We start from the raw sequence: 16342 nt of genomic DNA, 5'->3' as shown, positions 1-16342 counted from the left end.
ACACGACATTTTCCCTTGCCAAGCGCGAAACCCACTGCCTAGCCTGTCAAACGGGTCTGCCTTCTACGCCGCATCGAAGGCGGGCCTTTACGACCACTGTGGTAAGGCGGCGGGTTTGCACTATGGACATCACCTTTCTTCTCAACGGAGAGAGAGTGGACATCGGCAACGTGGCCCCGACGGTCACGCTGCTTGATTGGCTGCGCGAAAACCGGGGCCTGACCGGCACCAAGGAAGGCTGCAACGAAGGCGACTGCGGCGCTTGTACGGTCATGGTGACGGATGACGCAGGCAGCCGGGCGCTCAACGGCTGCATCCTGTTCCTGCCGCAACTGAACGGCAAATCGGTCACCACCGTCGAAGGGCTGGCCGCGCCGGATGGGCGGCTTCATCCGGTTCAACGCGCGATGGTCGACCATCACGGCAGCCAGTGCGGCTTTTGCACGCCCGGCATCGTGGCGTCGCTGGCCGTGGCGCATCTGAACGGCGAGGCCGGGCATGACGACGTGCTGGCCGGGAACCTGTGCCGCTGCACCGGCTACGCCCCGATCATCCGCGCAGCCGAGGCCGCCAGCGCCGACCCCGTGCCAGCTTGGCTAACCCCCGGCGCCGATCTGCCCATCGCCCCGCGCGGCGATGGAACCCTACCCGCAGCCCCCGAAACCTTGGCCGACCTGTCGGCGCTGTATGGCGCCCATCCAGACGCAACGCTGGTCGCAGGCGCAACCGATGTGGGCCTTTGGGTCACCAAGCAATTGCGCGATTTGGACAAGCTGATTTTCTTGGGCCGCTGCACCGAGTTGCAACAAATCGACGACACCGGCGACACCCTGCGCATTGGTGCAGGCGTCACGATCGACCGCGTACTAACCCTGATGCAGACCCACGCCCCCAGCTATGCCGAAATGCTGCGCCGCTATGGCTCGACCCAAGTGCGGGCGGCGGCGACCATCGGCGGCAACATCGCCAATGGCTCGCCCATCGGTGACAACCCGCCCGCGCTGATCGCGATGGGCGCGACCCTGCATTTGCACCGGGATGGCCAGACCCGCGACCTGCCGATTGAGGCGTTTTTCCTAGACTACGGCAAACAGGACCGCGCGCCGGGCGAATTTGTCGAAGCCGTCACCGTGCCCAAGGGGCAAACCGCGCTACGGGTCTACAAGCTGTCAAAACGGTTCGATCAGGATATTTCTGCGGTCTGCGGTGCGTTCAATGTGACTGTCACCGATGGCGTGGTGCAATCCGCCCGCATCGCCTTTGGCGGGATGGCGGGCATTCCGGCCCGTGCGTCTGCGACTGAGGCCGCGCTGATCGGCAAACCTTGGTCGGTTGAGGCCGCGCAAGCCGCTGCGGCCCATCTGGCCGAGGATTTCACCCCAATGTCGGACATGCGCGCAGGGGCAACCTACCGCCTGAAGGCGGCGCAGAACATGTTGGTCCGTTACGCCCATGATCTGGCGGGCACCTCCACCGACATCCGAAAGGTGCAGGCATGAGCGTCTCAAAACCCCATCCGCACGATTCTGCCCCGCTGCACGTGACTGGCGCGGCCCGCTATATTGATGACATCCCCTTGCCCGCCAACACGTTGCATCTGGCCTTTGGCTTGGCCGAGATCGCGCACGGGCGTATCAGCGCCTTGGATCTGGGCGCCGTTCGAAGCGCCCCCGGCGTTGTCATGGTGCTAGAGGCCAAAGACCTGCCCGGCGATTGCGATTGTTCGCCTTCCAACCATGACGAACCTTTGCTGTCCGGCGCGCATGTCCAATATCTGGGCCAGCCGGTGTTTCTGGTGGTGGCCACCAGCCATTTGGCCGCCCGAAAGGCCGCGCGTCTGGCCAAGGTCGACTATCAGCCCCGCGACGCGATCCTGACGATTGAGGAGGCCCTTGCCGCCGATTCTCGTTTCGAAGACGGCCCCCGCATCTGGGAACGGGGCGAGGCGGGCGAGGCGATCGACACAGCGCCCCACCGGCTGGAAGGCCGGATTGAGATGGGCGGGCAAGAGCATTTCTATCTGGAAGGCCACGCCGCCATCGCGCTGCCGCAAGACGGCGGCGACATGGTCGTGCATTCCTCAACCCAGCATCCGACCGAGGTGCAACATAAGGTGGCCCACGCCCTGCACCTGCCGATGAGCGCGGTGCGCGTTGAAACGCGGCGAATGGGCGGCGGGTTTGGCGGCAAGGAAAGCCAAGGCAACGCGCTGGCCATTTCCTGCGCTGTCGTGGCCCGAATGACGGGCAAGCCGGTCAAGATGCGCTATGACCGTGACGATGACTTTATGATCACCGGCAAGCGCCATGATTTCCGCATCGACTATACCGTCGGCTATGATGATGACGGGCGCATTCTGGGGCTGGAGTTTCAGCACTTCACCCGCTGCGGCTGGGCGCAGGATTTGTCGCTGCCCGTCGCGGACCGCGCGATGCTGCACGCCGATAACGCCTATTGGCTGCCGCATATCCGCATTGAAAGCCACCGGCTGCGCACAAATACCCAAAGCGCCACCGCTTATCGTGGCTTTGGCGGCCCGCAGGGAATGCTGGGGATTGAACGCGTGCTTGATCACGTCGCCCATGCGGTGGGGCGCGACCCATTGCAGGTGCGCACCGCCAATTACTATGCCCCCGCCAGTGACGCCGCACCGGCGGTTCAAACCACCCCCTACGGCCAGCCGGTGCAGGATTTCATCCTGCATGACCTGACGGCCAAGCTGGCCGCGCAATGCAACTACGCCGAACGGCGCAAGGCGGTGGCCGAATGGAACGCCGCAAACCCGCTGATCAAACGCGGCCTTGCGCTGACGCCGGTGAAATTTGGCATATCCTTTACTCTGACCCATCTCAATCAGGCCGGAGCCTTGGTGCATGTCTACCAAGACGGATCGGTCCGGGTGAACCACGGCGGCACGGAAATGGGCCAAGGCCTGTTCCAAAAGGTCGCCCAAGTCGCCGCCGCACGGTTTGGCCTGCCGCTTGAGGCGATCCAGATCACTGCAACGGACACCGCCAAAGTGCCCAACACCTCGGCCACGGCGGCTTCGTCCGGGTCCGATCTGAACGGAATGGCCGTCAAGGCCGCCTGCGACACGATCCGCGACCGGATCGCCGGGTTTCTAGCGGATCAGGCGCAATGCGCCATTGCAGAGGTACAATTCGCGGACGGAATGGTAAGTGTCGCAGGCCAATCCATGCCCTTCGCGGAAGCAGCCAAACGCGCCTATGAAGGCCGGGTCAGCCTGTCCTCCACCGGGTTTTACAAGACCCCGCATGTGGCGTGGGATCGGATCGCGGGCCAAGGCCGCCCGTTCCTGTACTTTGCCTATGGTGCCGCCTGTAGCGAGGTGGTGATTGATACGCTGACCGGCGAAAATCGCATTCTGCGCACGGATATCCTGCATGACGCCGGGGCCTCGCTTAACCCGGCACTGGACATCGGTCAGGTCGAGGGCGGCTTTGTCCAAGGGGCTGGCTGGCTGACCACAGAAGAATTGGTCTGGGACCGAGCGGGCCGTCTGCGCACCCATGCGCCATCAACCTACAAGATCCCCGCCTGCTCCGACCGCCCGCCGGTGTTCAATGTCTCGCTTTGGGATGCCCCGAACCGCGAAGACACGATCTATCGGTCCAAAGCAGTGGGTGAGCCGCCGTTCATGCACGGAATATCTGTGCTGATGGCCCTATCTGACGCGATTGCCGCCTGCGGGGGCCTTTACCCGGCGCTCAATGCCCCCGCCACGCCCGAACGCATTCTGACAACGCTGGATCAGGTGCGCCATGTTTGACCTTGCCGCCCTAGGGTCCGCAGTTGAGGCGCATGGCCATGTCGCCCGCGTCGTCATCGCCGAGGTCGCAGGTTCCGCCCCCCGCGAAGTTGGGGCCAGCATGCTGGTCTGGGACGGCGGGCAATCGGGCACCATCGGCGGCGGCACATTGGAATATGAGGCCGCCCGCCACGCCTTTGCCCGCAGCGGCGCAACACGCCACGCCTTGGGGCCAGAGCTGGGACAGTGCTGCGGCGGGTCGGTCACGCTCTGGACCGAACAGTTCAACGCCGCCGCCGTCACAGCGATCACCGGCCCTGTCTACGCGCGCGGCCCCGGCGATTGCCCCTTGTCCGTGCATCGCGTCTTGGACAAGGCCCGCGCCCAAGGCCACCTGCCCGACACGCAATTGCAACAAGGCTGGCTGATCGAACCGCTGGCCCAAGACCGCACGCCGCTGTGGATCTGGGGCGCAGGCCATGTGGGGCGGGCGCTGGTCACCATTCTGCAAGACCTGCCCGAATTTGAGATTACCTGGATCGACACCGCCCCGGACCGTTTCCCGCAAACGGTCCCCGATGGCGTCACGCCCCTGCCAACGCCCGATCCCGCACGCCTTGCCGCCCACGCCCCCCAAGAGGCGATGCATCTGGTGCTGACCTACAGCCATGAATTGGATCTGGCGCTGTGCCATACCCTGCTGGCACGCGGATTCGCCTTTGCCGGGCTGATCGGATCAGCCACGAAATGGGCGCGCTTTCGCAAACGCCTGCGCAGATTGGGGCATCCAGACGCCCGGATAGATGGCATTTGCTGTCCGATTGGTCAAAAATCCTTGGGCAAAAGTCCTGCCTCCATTGCGATTGGGGTGGCAGCCCAGTTATTGAGTCAAAAACAAAATAGGGACGGTACACGGTGGGAGACACCCTTCTCAGCCTCAAGGGCCTGACAAAGGCCTATCCGGGCGTTGTCGCCAATGACGACGTGTCGTTTGACATCCGCCCCGGAGAGATCCACGCGCTACTTGGTGAAAACGGCGCGGGCAAATCCACGCTGGTCAAAATGATCTATGGTCTGGTCAAACCCGACCAAGGCCAGATGACCCTGAAAGGCGCCCCCTATACCCCCGCCGAACCCCGCGCCGCACGGGCCGCTGGCGTGGCCATGGTGTTTCAGCACTTTTCGCTGTTCGATGCCCTGACCGTCGCCGAAAACGTGGCATTGGGCATGGAGAACCCGCCCAAACCCCGCGATCTGGCCCGCCAGATCCGCGACGTATCCGAAGCCTACGGCCTGCCGCTGGAACCGGGCCGCGTGGTCGGCACATTGTCCGCGGGCGAACGCCAGCGGGTGGAAATCATCCGCTGCCTTTTGCAGAACCCGCGCTTGCTGATTATGGATGAACCGACCTCGGTTCTGACTCCTCAAGAGGTGGACATCCTGTTCCAGACCCTGCGCCAGCTTCGCGCCGAAGGCACCTCGATCCTGTACATCAGCCACAAGCTCGAAGAAATCCGCGCGCTTTGTGACACGGCCACCATTTTGCGGCTTGGCAAAAAGGTCGCCACCTGCACACCCGCCGACACCACCGCCCGCGAATTGGCGGAAATGATGGTCGGTGCCAGCTTCAACACGCCTGAACCCAAACCGCGCGACAAAGGTGCGGTCCTGCTTCAGGTCGAAGGCCTTAGCCTGGCCGCGCCCGGCAACTTCGGCACACCCCTGCGCGACATCAGCTTTCAGGTCCATGCGGGCGAAATCCTCGGGATTGGCGGTGTTGCGGGCAATGGTCAGGATGAATTGCTGGCCGCCCTGTCCGGCGAACGGCGCAGCATGGCGCAAAGCGTCTGGCTTGCCGAAACCGCAGTTGGGGCCATGGGGCCGGTCAAACGCCGCGCCTTGGGCCTGCTTTGCGCCCCCGAAGAACGGCTGGGCCATGCCGCCGCCCCGGATCTGAGCCTGACCGAAAACGCCTTTCTGACCGCTGCCAAGCGCCAAGACCTGACGAAACGCGGGTTGATCCGTTGGGGCGAGGCCCGCAATTTCGCCGATAAGATCATCAAGGCCTTCGACGTGCGCACCCCAAGCGCCGCCACCGCCGCCCGCGCCCTGTCTGGTGGCAACCTGCAAAAATTCGTCATCGGCCGCGAAATCCTGCAACGCCCCCGCGTTCTGGTAGTCAACCAACCCACATGGGGCGTCGATGCCGCCGCCGCCGCCGCCATTCGTCAGGCGCTGCTGGACCTTGCCGCCAGCGGCGCGGCCATCGTCGTCATCAGTCAGGATCTGGACGAATTGATGGAGGTCTCGGACCGGTTCGGCGCGTTGAACGAAGGCCGCCTATCGGTCATCCACCCTGTTGAGACCCTGACGCTTGACCAAATCGGCCTGATGATGGGCGGTGCACATGACATGGAGGTGGCCCATGCCCATGCGTGACCCACGCCGCCAGTACCGCGCCACCCCGCGCGCTTCTTCTCTTTCCAAATACGCACAAACACCGCCTGCCAAGGGCGTCATATCCGCAGGAGGGGCGCAATGATCCGACTGGAAAAACGCCCGCAGCCGTCCAAGGCATGGATCTGGTCCGCGCCGATCGTCGCTGTTCTGCTGACCATGATCGTTGGCGGGCTGATGTTCATGGCCCTGGGCAGCGACCCGTTCGAAGCGATCCGCACGATTTTCTGGGATCCGATGTTCCACCCACAGTTCGCCGCCTATTCGCGGCCGCAACTGCTGGTCAAAGCCGGGCCTTTGATCCTGATTGCCATCGGCCTTAGCATCGGGTTCCGCGCAGGCATCTGGAACATCGGGGCCGAAGGGCAATATATCATCGGCGCGGTCTGCGGCGCGGCGGCAGGCCTTGCGTTTTACCCGTCCGACAGCATCTGGATTTTCCCGCTGATGGTGCTTTGCGGCATTCTGGGCGGTTGGGTTTGGGCGATGATCCCGGCGCTGCTCAAGGTCAAATTCGGCACCAATGAAATCCTTGTCTCGCTCATGCTGGTCTATGTGGCGCAGAACGTGCTGAACTCGGTCGCCTCTGGCCTGCTGCGCAACCCCGAGGGCATGGGCTTTCCCGGATCGCGGAATTTCAAACAATGGGACGCGGCCCACAATAGCGAATTGTTGATGAACACCGGGATGCACTGGGGTGTTGTCGCGGCCTTCATCGCGGTTCTGGGCGCTTATGTCCTCATGAGCCAGCACATCCTTGGCTTTCAGATTCGCCTGAGCGGCGAAGCCCCCCGCGCCGCACGCTTTGCGGGCGTGAACCCATCGCGTATCATCGTGTTCTGCCTTGGCCTTGCAGGGGCCTTGGCCGGGGCGGCTGGCCTGTTTGAGGCCACCGGCCCCGCCGGTCAGATCACCACCACCTTCAACGCAGGATACGGCTTTACCGCGATCATCGTGGCCTTCCTTGGCCGGTTGCACCCGGTGGGCATTCTGTTGGCGGGCCTGCTGATGGCGCTGACCTACATCGGGGGCGAATTGGCACAGCTGATGCTTGGCCTGCCCGGCGCGTCGATCCAGCTGTTCCAGGGGATGCTGTTGTTCTTCCTGCTGGCCGTTGACGTCTTTACCAATTACCGCCTCGCCCTGACCGGGAAGGAGACCGTCTGATGGATCTGTCCTCAATCAACCCGGTTCTGCTGGTTGCATCGATCATGATCTCGGCCACGCCGATCCTTTTGGCCGCCATTGGCGAAATGGTGGTCGAAAAATCCGGGGTTCTGAACCTTGGCGTCGAAGGCATGATGATCACCGGCGCGGTGGTCGGCTTTGCCGCCGCCGTTGGCACTTCCTCGCCCGAAGTGGGGTTTGTCGCAGCAGCCGTTGCCGGGGCCGCCCTGAGCCTTGTCTTTGCCTTGCTGACGCAGGTCTTTCTGTCGAACCAAGTCGCCACCGGCCTTGGCCTGACGCTGGCCGGGCTGGGCCTGTCGAGCCTGCTTGGCAAACCCTATGAGGGGATGAAATCCCCGACCCTGCCCAAGCTGGATATCCCCGTTCTGTCCGACCTGCCGGTGGTGGGCCGAATGCTGTTTAGCCATGATATGATGGTCTATCTTAGCATGGTGCTGGTTCTTGCGGTCTGGGCCTTTCTGAAATTCACCCGCGCGGGGCTGATCCTGAAAGCCGTCGGCGAAAGCCATGAAAGCGCCCATGCGCTTGGCTACAAAGTCGTTCGTATCCGGGTGGCGGCGATTGTCTTTGGCGGGGCCTGCGCCGGGCTTGGCGGGGCCTACATCAGCCTTGTCCGGGTGCCGCAATGGACCGAAGGCATGACGGCGGGCGCAGGCTGGATCGCCTTGGCGATCGTTGTCTTTGCCTCATGGCGGGCGGGCCGCGTGATGATCGGGGCCTACCTGTTCGGCGGGGTCACGGTGCTGCAACTGAACCTGCAAGCCGCGGGGGCCAAGGTGCCTGTCGCGCTGCTGTCGGCATCGCCCTACCTTGTGACGATCATTGTCTTGGTCATCATTTCAGCCCGCGGCGCCCATGCAGCGCCCGCCTCGCTTGGGCGGTCCTTCCATGCGACGCGCTGATCACATGGCCCGCAAAGGGCCAAACCACAACCCAAGGTCGCAGCCCCATCGGCGCGGCTTTGCCTATGGGGCCAGTGCCCCGACGAAATCCTGCCGGGCCTGCCACTTGGGCCTTGCTGGAACACCCCGAAACACTTCAACCTGAGATCAAACAAAACAACAGGGAGATCACCATGAAAAGACGTACCCTTCTTGCCAGCGCCGCGCTCGCGCTGTCGCTGGGCACCAGCGCCTTCGCCGCAGACGAAGTGACCGCTGGCTTCATCTATGTCGGCCCAGTCGGCGATGGCGGCTGGACCTATGAGCACAACAAAGGCCGTCTGGCCGTCGAAGAGCATTTCGGCGACAAGGTCAAAACCGTGTTCCAGGAAAGCGTGCCGGAAGGTGCTGACGCAGAACGCGCCATCACTCAGATGGCCCTGTCCGGCGCTGACATCATCTTCACCACCTCGTTTGGCTACATGGACCCGACCATTGCCGTCGCTGCCAAGTTCCCGAACGTGAAGTTCGAGCACGCCACCGGCTATAAGCGCGCAGATAACGTGGGCGTCTATTCGGCCCGTTTCTATGAAGGCCGCGCCATTCAGGGCCACATTGCGGGCAAGATGACCAAGACCAACAAGATTGGTTACATCGCGTCCTTCCCGATCCCCGAAGTCATTCGCGGCATCAACTCGGCCTATATCCACGCCAAGAAGGTGAACCCGGATGTCGAATTCTCGATCATCTGGGCCTATACGTGGTTCGACCCGGCGAAAGAGGCCGACGCGGCCCGCGCCCTGATCGAAAACGGTGCGGACGTGATCCTTCAGCACACCGACTCGACCGCGCCTCAGGCCGCGGCCAAGGAAGCGGGCGGCGTGATCACCTTTGGTCAGGCGTCGGATATGGGCGAATATGGCCCGCTGCCGCGCGTCTCCTCGATCATCGACAACTGGGGCCCCTATTACATCGACCGCGTGCAAGCCGTGATCGATGGCACCTGGGAATCGGATGACACTTGGGACGGCATCGGCAAAGGCATGGTCGGCATCGGCGAAATCTCGGACGCGGTTCCCGCTGACGTGAAGGCCGAAGCGCTGGCGCTGAAAGATGCGATTGCCGCTGGCAGCTACCACCCGTTCACCGGCCCGCTGAAAAAGCAAGACGGCTCGGACTGGCTGGCAGAGGGTGAAACCGCCGATGACGGCACCCTGCTGGGCATGAACTTCTACGTTGAAGGTCTGACGGGCGAAATCCCGAACTGATCGGTTTCAACCGCGATTTGGCCCCGTCCGAGCATCGCTTGGGCGGGGTTTTCTTTTGGCGAAAGGCCGGACCGGGGCGCTGCCCCGGACCCCGGAGGATTTATTGGAAAGATGAAAGGATCAGGCCGGTTTGGTCAGGCAGGCCATATAGAACCCATCCATGCCGCCTTGGTCGGCCCAATAATCCGGGCGCAGGCGCAGGCCGCCTTCTTGGGTGATCCAGGTGGTATCGACGCCGGGCAAGTTTGGCGGTGTGGCGGTCAGGCCCGGATGGCGGTCCAGCGCCTCGTCTACTTGGCATTCGCCTTCGTCCGGGATCAGCGAGCAGGTGCAGAAGACAAGGCGGCCGCTGGGTTTCAGCAGGCCAAGCGCGTGGTCGATCAGTTCGGACTGAAGCTCGATCAGTTCGGCGATGCCGTCGCCGCCTTTGGCATAGGGCAAATCGGGGTGGCGGCGGATGGTGCCTGTGGCGCTGCAGGGGGCGTCTAGCACGATGGCGTCAAAGGGTGCAGCGCTATATTCCAGCGCGTCGGCGGCAACGATCTCGGCCATCAGGCCGGTGCGGGCAAGGTTCTGTTCGACCCGCTTCAGGCGTTGGTGGCTGAGGTCGAGTGCTGTGACTGTTGCGCCTGCGGCGGCAAGTTGCATGGTTTTGCCGCCGGGGGCTGCGCACATATCGAGCACGCGCAGGCCCGTCACATCGCCCAGCAGCTTGACCGGAAGGGCAGCGGCGGCGTCCTGAACCCAGAACGCGCCACCGTCATAGCCCGGCAGCTGGGTGACTTGCTGCGAGCCATGCAGGCGGACCGAGCCGGTTGGCAGCAGGGTGCCGCCGGTGGCGGCAGCCAAGGCTTCGGGATCGGTTTTGGCGGTCAGGTCAAGCGGCGCCCCGGCGCAATGTGCGTCTTCCATCGCCATGACGGCTTCGCGCCCCCAGGCCATAACCAGCGGTTCGCGTAGCCAACTGGGCAGGCGCGGGGTGCGCAGCAGCGCCCATTGATCGGGGCCTTTGTCGGCCACTTTGCGCAGCACGGCGTTGGTCAGCCCCTTGAAGCCTTGGGTCTTTTTATTGCCGCCTGCGATGTGGTTCACCGCATCGTTCACCACGCCATGGGCCGCGCCGCCAAGGCAGAGTTCCACCGTCGCAAGGCGCAGGGTGTTCAGAACGTGCAGGGGCGGTTCCTTTTTCAAGAAGGGTTTCAACACCCGGTCGGCCCGTTCCAGCCCGCGCAGGGTGTCGGCGGCAAGTCGCTGCGCGGCGGCCCGGTCGGCGGGGGCCATGGCCTGCCAATCCGGCCCCGAGATCAGGTCAGACAAAAGGCGCCCCTGCCCCAGAACTTGGTCCAGCAAGGAAATCGCGGCATCGCGGGCGGTCAAAGCGGCTTTGGGCATGGCAGGTCCGGGTTGTCTGGGTCAAAGCGCGGGGTATATCATGCAGGTCAGGAAAGGAATATGCCCATGACCGAGGAAAGCGCGAAAGATTTGCCCCCAGCGGCGCAGCGGGCTTTGGCCGAGGCGGCAGAGCGCCGCCGCAAGGCCGAAGAAGAGGCCAAGGCCATGCCCAAGGAATTGGGCGGGCGCAACGGGCCGGAACCCGTGCGCTATGGCGATTGGGAAAAGAAAGGCATCGCGATCGACTTTTGATCCAAGGGCGGGTCTCCCCGCCCCTTTGCGCGACGCCGTAGGGTGGGTTTCTAACCCACCGCTGCGCGGTTAATCCTTGGGCAAGCCCAGAACATCCAGCATATCATATTCGCCGGGGGCCTTATCCTGCCCCCAAAGCGCCGCCTTGATCGCACCTTTGGCAAAGAGCGACCGGTCTTCGGCGATGTGGCGCAGCACGATCCGTTCTGAGGGCGATGCAAAGATCACGTCATGTTCGCCCACGATGCCACCGCCACGGATAGCGTGGAACCCGATATCGCCGCGCTTGCGGGCACCGGTGATGCCATCACGGCCCCGGTCCGAAACCTCCGACAGATTGACGCCGCGCCCTTCGGCGGCGGCTTCACCCAGCATCAGCGCGGTCCCAGAGGGTGCGTCGACCTTACGGTTGTGGTGCGATTCGATGATCTCGATGTCGAAATCGGCGTCCAGCGCCTTGGCCACTTGCCGGGTCAGGACCGTCAGCAGGTTGACGCCAAGGCTCATATTCCCGGCGCGCACGATCACCGCGTGGTGGCCTGCGTGCTTGAGCTGCGCCAGATCTTCGTCGCTGAAGCCAGTGGTACCGATGACGTGTACGGCACGCGCTTGCGCTGCCAGTTCGGCAAAGGCCAGCGTGGCGGCAGGGGCGGTAAAGTCGATCACCGCCTGCGCCTTGGCGAATGCCTCAAGCGGGTCATCCGTTACGGTCACGCCCAGATCGGCGCCACCCATGCAGGCGCCCAGATCACGGCCCACCCAGTCATGCCCCGACCGTTCGACAGCACCGACCAGTTTCAGGCGGCCATCCGCTTGGATTTCGCGCACCAGCATCTGGCCCATACGGCCCGATACCCCTGTTACCACCACGCCCGGCAAATCGGTCATCTGCAAATGTTCCTTAGATTGGTTTGCCCGACTGAATAGCCTGCACGCGCCCGCTTGGCAAAGGGGCAGACGAAAGACCGCTGCCCGATGCGTGCATGGCGTTGCAGTTGACCGGGTGCATGGATTAGATGGGCCTATGGCTAAGAACAGATTCCATGACGGCGCAGGCCCGAGCCAGCGCCAATTGCGGGTGGGCGAACTTATTCGCCGCACCTTGTCCGACGTGCTGAACCGGGGTGATATTCACGACCCGGATCTGAACCGTTTGTCCATCACCGTCGGCGAGGTGCGCACCTCGCCCGACCTCAAGGTCGCCACGGCCTATGTGTTGCCCTTGGGCGGACAGGGGCAAGAGGACGTGCTGAAATTGCTGGCGCGCAACAAGTCCGAGCTGCGCCGGGCGGTGTCCAAGAACCTGACGCTGAAATTCTCGCCCGATCTGCGGTTCCGGCTGGATGAAACCTTTGATCAGCTTGATGAGACGCGCCGCCTCTTCGCGGATGAGACCGTCAAACGCGACGTCGCCCATAGCGACGATGACGACGACGATTATCAGGACGAGGACTGAGACGATGCCCCGCGCGATTGCCGCAGCTTTGGCCGCGATCCTTGGCGTGTTCGCCGGGCAGGCCCACGCGGTAGAGTGCAGCAAAGTCCAGTATCAAGGCAATCGCTATACCCTGTGCGAGGTGGACCCCGCACAGGACGACATGCGCCTGTTTCTGCGCGATGAAAGCGGGATGATCTATGGCAACTTTGCCGCCATCGACGCCGATCTGGCGCGCGATGGTCTGCAATTGTCTTTTGCCATGAATGGCGGGATGTACCACGAAGACCGCGCCCCGGTTGGCCATTACGTCGAGGACGGGGTGCAAGTGATGCGCGTGGTGCCGAATGCCGGTCCCGGCAACTTTGGCCTTCTGCCAAATGGCGTTTTATGCTTTGGCGACGGGTCGGCCCATGTGATCGAAACCCTGCGCTTTGTCGAAGAATCGCCCAGTTGCGCCTACGCGTCCCAGTCGGGGCCGATGCTGGTGATCGACGGCGCGCTTCATCCGGCATTCCTGCCCGACAGCACATCGCGTTTTATCCGCAACGGCGTCGGCACGACCGAAGCGGGCGACCGCGCGATCTTTGTCGTCTCCGACAACTCGGTCACCTTCCATGATTTCGCGAGCTTTTTTCGCGACCACTTGCGCCTGAAGCAGGCGCTGTTCATCGACGGGCGTGTATCGCGCCTGCACGCGCCGCAGCTTGGCCGGTCCGATTTGGGGCGTCCGATGGGGCCGATTGTGGGCGTTGTGGTTCCGGCAGGCTCCTTGAATTGACAGGCCAGCGGCGCTGCGCTACCCCGCCGCTTTCACGACACTGACGAGACAGGGCGCTTATGGGACGTAAACGCAAGGGACGCGATATTTCAGGCTGGCTGATCGTGGACAAACCCGCGGGCATCACTTCCACTTCGGTGGTGAACAAGGTCCGCTGGGCGTTGCAGGCGAAAAAGGCAGGCCACGCGGGCACGCTGGACCCCGAAGCGACAGGCGTGCTGGCCGTCGCCTTGGGCGAAGCGACCAAGACCGTGCCCTATATCACCGACGCGCTGAAAGCCTATCGCTTTGTCGTGCGGCTGGGTCAGGCCACCAACACCGATGACGCCGAGGGCGAAGTGATCGCCGCCTCTGACACCCGCCCGACGGACGATCAGATCAAGGATGCGCTTGGCCAGTTCGTCGGCGACATCATGCAGGTGCCGCCCAAGTTTTCAGCCGTCAAAATCGACGGCGAACGCGCCTATAAACTGGCCCGTGACGATGAAGAGTTCGAGATCGCCGCCCGCCCTCTTTGGGTCGAGGAACTGGTGATGACCGACCGGCTGGATGCCGACCATGTTGAACTGGAAATGACCTGCGGCAAGGGCGGCTATGTGCGGTCCATCGCGCGGGATCTGGGCGAGGCGCTGGGGTGCCATGGCCATGTGCTGCACCTGCGCCGAATCTGGTCCGGCCCATTTGAGGCCGAAGACGGGCTAACGCTCGACCAGATCGACGAAATGGCGCAATCCCCGGCGCTGGACGAGCATATCAAACCGCTGGAAATCGGGCTGGCCGATCTGCCCATGGCCGTCTGCCCCGCCGAAAGCGCAACGCGTCTGCGCAATGGCAACCCGGCGATGGTTCTGGCCTCGGGCATAGACTATGGCGAAGAATGCTGGGCCGCGCTGGATGGGCGCGCCGTTGCGGTTGGCCGCTTCAAAGCGGGCGAATTGCACCCCTCGCGCGTGTTCGTAGACGGATGACGGATTGGCCCCTTCCCGACACTGGCGATGTGCTGTGCCGCCGCCATAACCGGGACGGGATCGCCTCTATCGCGCTTTATTCGTCGTGTGAAACCTATCGCTATGGGCTGGCCCGTCGATGGAGCGACGCGGGCGATGTGCTGTTCGTGATGCTGAACCCTTCCACCGCCACCGAATTGCGCAATGATCCCACCATCGAACGGTGTGAACGGCGCGCAAGGCAATTGGGCCATGGCGGGGTGATGATCGCCAATCTGTTCAGCTTTCGCGCCACCCGGCCCGCCGATTTGAAGGCGGCCAATCATCCAGTGGGCGATCTGAATGATGATGTCACCCGGCTTTGGCACGATCACGCGACGATGACGATTGCGGCTTGGGGCGTGCATGGCGCACATCTCGGGCGCGCCGATCAGTTTCGCGGCTTGCTGCCGGGCAAAATTTTTCACCTTGGTTTGACAAAGGCAGGGCATCCGCGCCATCCGCTGTATGTACCATATGACACGAAACCAACCCTATGGGAGCAACACGAATGACTGAGAAACTGGATCTGACCGGCAAATCGCATGAGGATCTGGCCCGGTTGTCGCGTGCGCTGGAAACCCTGTCCAACCACCGTTTCGTTCGCATCCACAACTCGATCTGGCTGCTGATGTGGTATCAATTCGTGCGCGGCTTGGCCTTGGGTCTGGGCACGGTGATTGGCGCTTCGGCCTTGGTGTCGGTGGTGGTCCTGCTGCTTAGTCAGGTCGAATTCGTGCCGATCCTCGGATCTTGGGCGACGCAGATCATCGAAGAAATCCAGCAAGCAAACTAGGATTTACCCACGGTTTACTAAGACTTCAGCGAATCCTTGCGGCAAGGGCCCTCGCGCAGATAATCGGATCTGTGTTTTTTGCGGGGGCCAGAATGCTGTGGCTTGCAGGTCTGATGGGTATCATGGTGCTTGGGTCGGTTGCGGTGGTCACCACCGGACTGCCCGAAGACGATATCGATTTGCCCGATGACCCCGCGCAGGACGAAGATCTGGGCACCATGCCCCTGCCCGACCCCGTATCCGACCCGAACGACTTTGAACTGCCGTCGATTTTCCGGGCGCAATCCGCCAATGCGCCGACGGGCATGAAACTGCTTGGCACCGGCGATAGTGATACGCTGGGTGGCGAGCTAGGCACCGATTTGATCAATGGCATGGGCGGCGATGACTTTCTGTCCGGCGACGGCGGCGACGATCAGATCTGGGGCGGCGCAGGCGATGACATCGTTATGGGCGGCGACCAAAATGACACCCTGCATGGTGAATCCGGCGGCGATGCGATTGCTGGCGGTGCGGGCCAAGATGACCTTTATGGCCATGACGGTGATGACACCCTGACCGGCGATGATGGCGATGACGCGCTATACGGCGGGCTGGGTGCCGACATTCTGAACGGCGGGGCCGGGGCTGACGCGCTTTTGGGGCGCGAAGGCGACGACACCCTGATTGGCGGAACGGGTCATGACACGCTGCAAGGCGGGGCTGGCAACGACGCCTTGATCGGGTTTGATGATGACGAAACCGACTATCTGAACGGTGCCGATGGCGACGACCTGCTGATCGCGGGCTTGGGCGATGTCCTGTCAGGCGGCGACGGGTCCGATACCTTCTTGCTGGGCGATTGGCTGCGCACCGACGCCGCCGCCCTGACGGATTTCAGCCCGCAGGACGACCGAATGGTTGTGGTCTATGACGATCTGGACATGCCCAGCGCCCCTGAGGTCAGCATTGGCCCCAGCACGGACGACCCGGACACCGTCGAGATTCGCCTGAATGGCGATGTCGTCGGCACGGTCCCTGCCAAAGACGCGCCCATGCTGCATGACATCATCGTCATGGCCGAGTCTGAGGCGAACATGCTGAACGTGGTCTGAGTTGGCCTGACAAAACACTTCCAATTTCGCCGAATCTGCCCTA

At 63.0% G+C, this 16342-nt stretch carries 16 protein-coding genes; 14 read left to right on the top strand and 2 right to left on the bottom strand.

Going from position 1 to position 16342, the window contains the following annotated elements:
* The first annotated feature begins 122 nt into the window (after positions 1 to 122).
* The 7 genes from xdhA to PRI8871_RS08985 all read left to right on the top strand — a co-directional run bounded on the left by xdhA (position 123) and on the right by PRI8871_RS08985 (position 9563).
* On the top strand, positions 123 to 1499 hold the full coding sequence (gene xdhA, locus PRI8871_RS09015; protein ID WP_108885842.1) for a xanthine dehydrogenase small subunit: 1377 nt from the start codon (positions 123 to 125) through the stop codon (positions 1497 to 1499).
* Positions 1496 to 3790 carry a xanthine dehydrogenase molybdopterin binding subunit gene (gene xdhB / locus PRI8871_RS09010; RefSeq protein WP_108885841.1) on the top strand — a complete coding sequence of 765 codons (2295 nt, stop codon included), beginning with the start codon at positions 1496 to 1498 and terminating at the stop codon, positions 3788 to 3790. Before xdhA ends, xdhB begins: the two co-directional genes overlap by 4 nt.
* Positions 3783 to 4718, top strand: coding sequence for a xanthine dehydrogenase accessory protein XdhC (xdhC, locus tag PRI8871_RS09005; RefSeq protein ID WP_108885840.1), 936 nt, complete (start codon positions 3783 to 3785; stop codon positions 4716 to 4718). The genes xdhB and xdhC overlap by 8 nt, the downstream gene beginning before the upstream one ends.
* On the top strand, positions 4685 to 6208 hold the full coding sequence (locus PRI8871_RS09000; protein WP_108885839.1) for an ABC transporter ATP-binding protein: 1524 nt from the start codon (positions 4685 to 4687) through the stop codon (positions 6206 to 6208). Before xdhC ends, PRI8871_RS09000 begins: the two co-directional genes overlap by 34 nt.
* Before the next feature lie 99 nt (positions 6209 to 6307).
* Complete coding sequence (locus PRI8871_RS08995) at positions 6308 to 7393, top strand: ABC transporter permease (protein ID WP_108885838.1); 1086 nt, start codon at positions 6308 to 6310, stop codon at positions 7391 to 7393.
* The gene (locus PRI8871_RS08990; protein WP_181389417.1) at positions 7393 to 8316 is read left to right on the top strand and encodes an ABC transporter permease; all 924 of its coding nucleotides are present in this window, start codon (positions 7393 to 7395) and stop codon (positions 8314 to 8316) included. Before PRI8871_RS08995 ends, PRI8871_RS08990 begins: the two co-directional genes overlap by 1 nt.
* A gap of 173 nt (positions 8317 to 8489) precedes the next feature.
* Complete coding sequence (locus PRI8871_RS08985; RefSeq protein ID WP_108885837.1) at positions 8490 to 9563, top strand: BMP family ABC transporter substrate-binding protein; 1074 nt, start codon at positions 8490 to 8492, stop codon at positions 9561 to 9563.
* Positions 9564 to 9683: 120 nt separating this feature from the next.
* Here PRI8871_RS08985 and PRI8871_RS08980 read toward each other — a convergent pair whose 3' ends face one another.
* A complete protein-coding gene (locus PRI8871_RS08980) occupies positions 9684 to 10955 on the bottom strand; it encodes an RsmB/NOP family class I SAM-dependent RNA methyltransferase (RefSeq protein WP_108885836.1) in 1272 nt (423 codons plus the stop codon).
* 60 nt (positions 10956 to 11015) lie between these two features.
* On the opposite strand from PRI8871_RS08980, the gene PRI8871_RS08975 reads away from it, so the two are divergent.
* Positions 11016 to 11207, top strand: coding sequence for a DUF1674 domain-containing protein (locus tag PRI8871_RS08975; protein WP_108885835.1), 192 nt, complete (start codon positions 11016 to 11018; stop codon positions 11205 to 11207).
* A gap of 69 nt (positions 11208 to 11276) precedes the next feature.
* Here the strand turns inward: PRI8871_RS08975 and dapB are convergent, their stop codons facing one another.
* Entirely contained in the window at positions 11277 to 12095 is an 819-nt protein-coding gene (gene dapB / locus PRI8871_RS08970) for a 4-hydroxy-tetrahydrodipicolinate reductase (RefSeq protein WP_108885834.1), read from the bottom strand.
* 136 nt (positions 12096 to 12231) lie between these two features.
* Between dapB and rbfA the strand changes: the two genes are divergently transcribed.
* The 6 genes from rbfA to PRI8871_RS08940 all read left to right on the top strand — a co-directional run bounded on the left by rbfA (position 12232) and on the right by PRI8871_RS08940 (position 16299).
* Positions 12232 to 12663: a 30S ribosome-binding factor RbfA gene (rbfA, locus tag PRI8871_RS08965; protein WP_108885833.1), complete on the top strand. Its 432-nt coding sequence runs from the start codon at positions 12232 to 12234 to the stop codon at positions 12661 to 12663.
* Positions 12664 to 12667: 4 nt separating this feature from the next.
* On the top strand, positions 12668 to 13423 hold the full coding sequence (locus PRI8871_RS08960) for a phosphodiester glycosidase family protein (protein WP_108885832.1): 756 nt from the start codon (positions 12668 to 12670) through the stop codon (positions 13421 to 13423).
* 59 nt (positions 13424 to 13482) lie between these two features.
* Positions 13483 to 14391 (top strand): tRNA pseudouridine(55) synthase TruB, encoded by a 909-nt coding sequence (gene truB / locus PRI8871_RS08955; protein ID WP_108885831.1) that lies wholly within the window; start codon positions 13483 to 13485, stop codon positions 14389 to 14391.
* Positions 14388 to 14924, top strand: coding sequence for a DUF1643 domain-containing protein (locus PRI8871_RS08950; protein ID WP_108885830.1), 537 nt, complete (start codon positions 14388 to 14390; stop codon positions 14922 to 14924). Before truB ends, PRI8871_RS08950 begins: the two co-directional genes overlap by 4 nt.
* On the top strand, positions 14921 to 15205 hold the full coding sequence (locus PRI8871_RS08945) for a DUF5665 domain-containing protein (protein WP_108885829.1): 285 nt from the start codon (positions 14921 to 14923) through the stop codon (positions 15203 to 15205). Before PRI8871_RS08950 ends, PRI8871_RS08945 begins: the two co-directional genes overlap by 4 nt.
* 92 nt (positions 15206 to 15297) lie before the next feature.
* The gene (locus PRI8871_RS08940) at positions 15298 to 16299 is read left to right on the top strand and encodes a calcium-binding protein (protein ID WP_108885828.1); all 1002 of its coding nucleotides are present in this window, start codon (positions 15298 to 15300) and stop codon (positions 16297 to 16299) included.
* The last annotated feature ends 43 nt before the right edge of the window (positions 16300 to 16342 follow it).

This window comes from Pseudoprimorskyibacter insulae, from assembly GCF_900302505.1.
GTDB lineage: Bacteria > Pseudomonadota > Alphaproteobacteria > Rhodobacterales > Rhodobacteraceae > Pseudoprimorskyibacter > Pseudoprimorskyibacter insulae.
The sequence above is the reverse complement of the archived record's forward strand: the minus strand, read 5'-3'. Positions and strand labels throughout refer to the sequence as shown.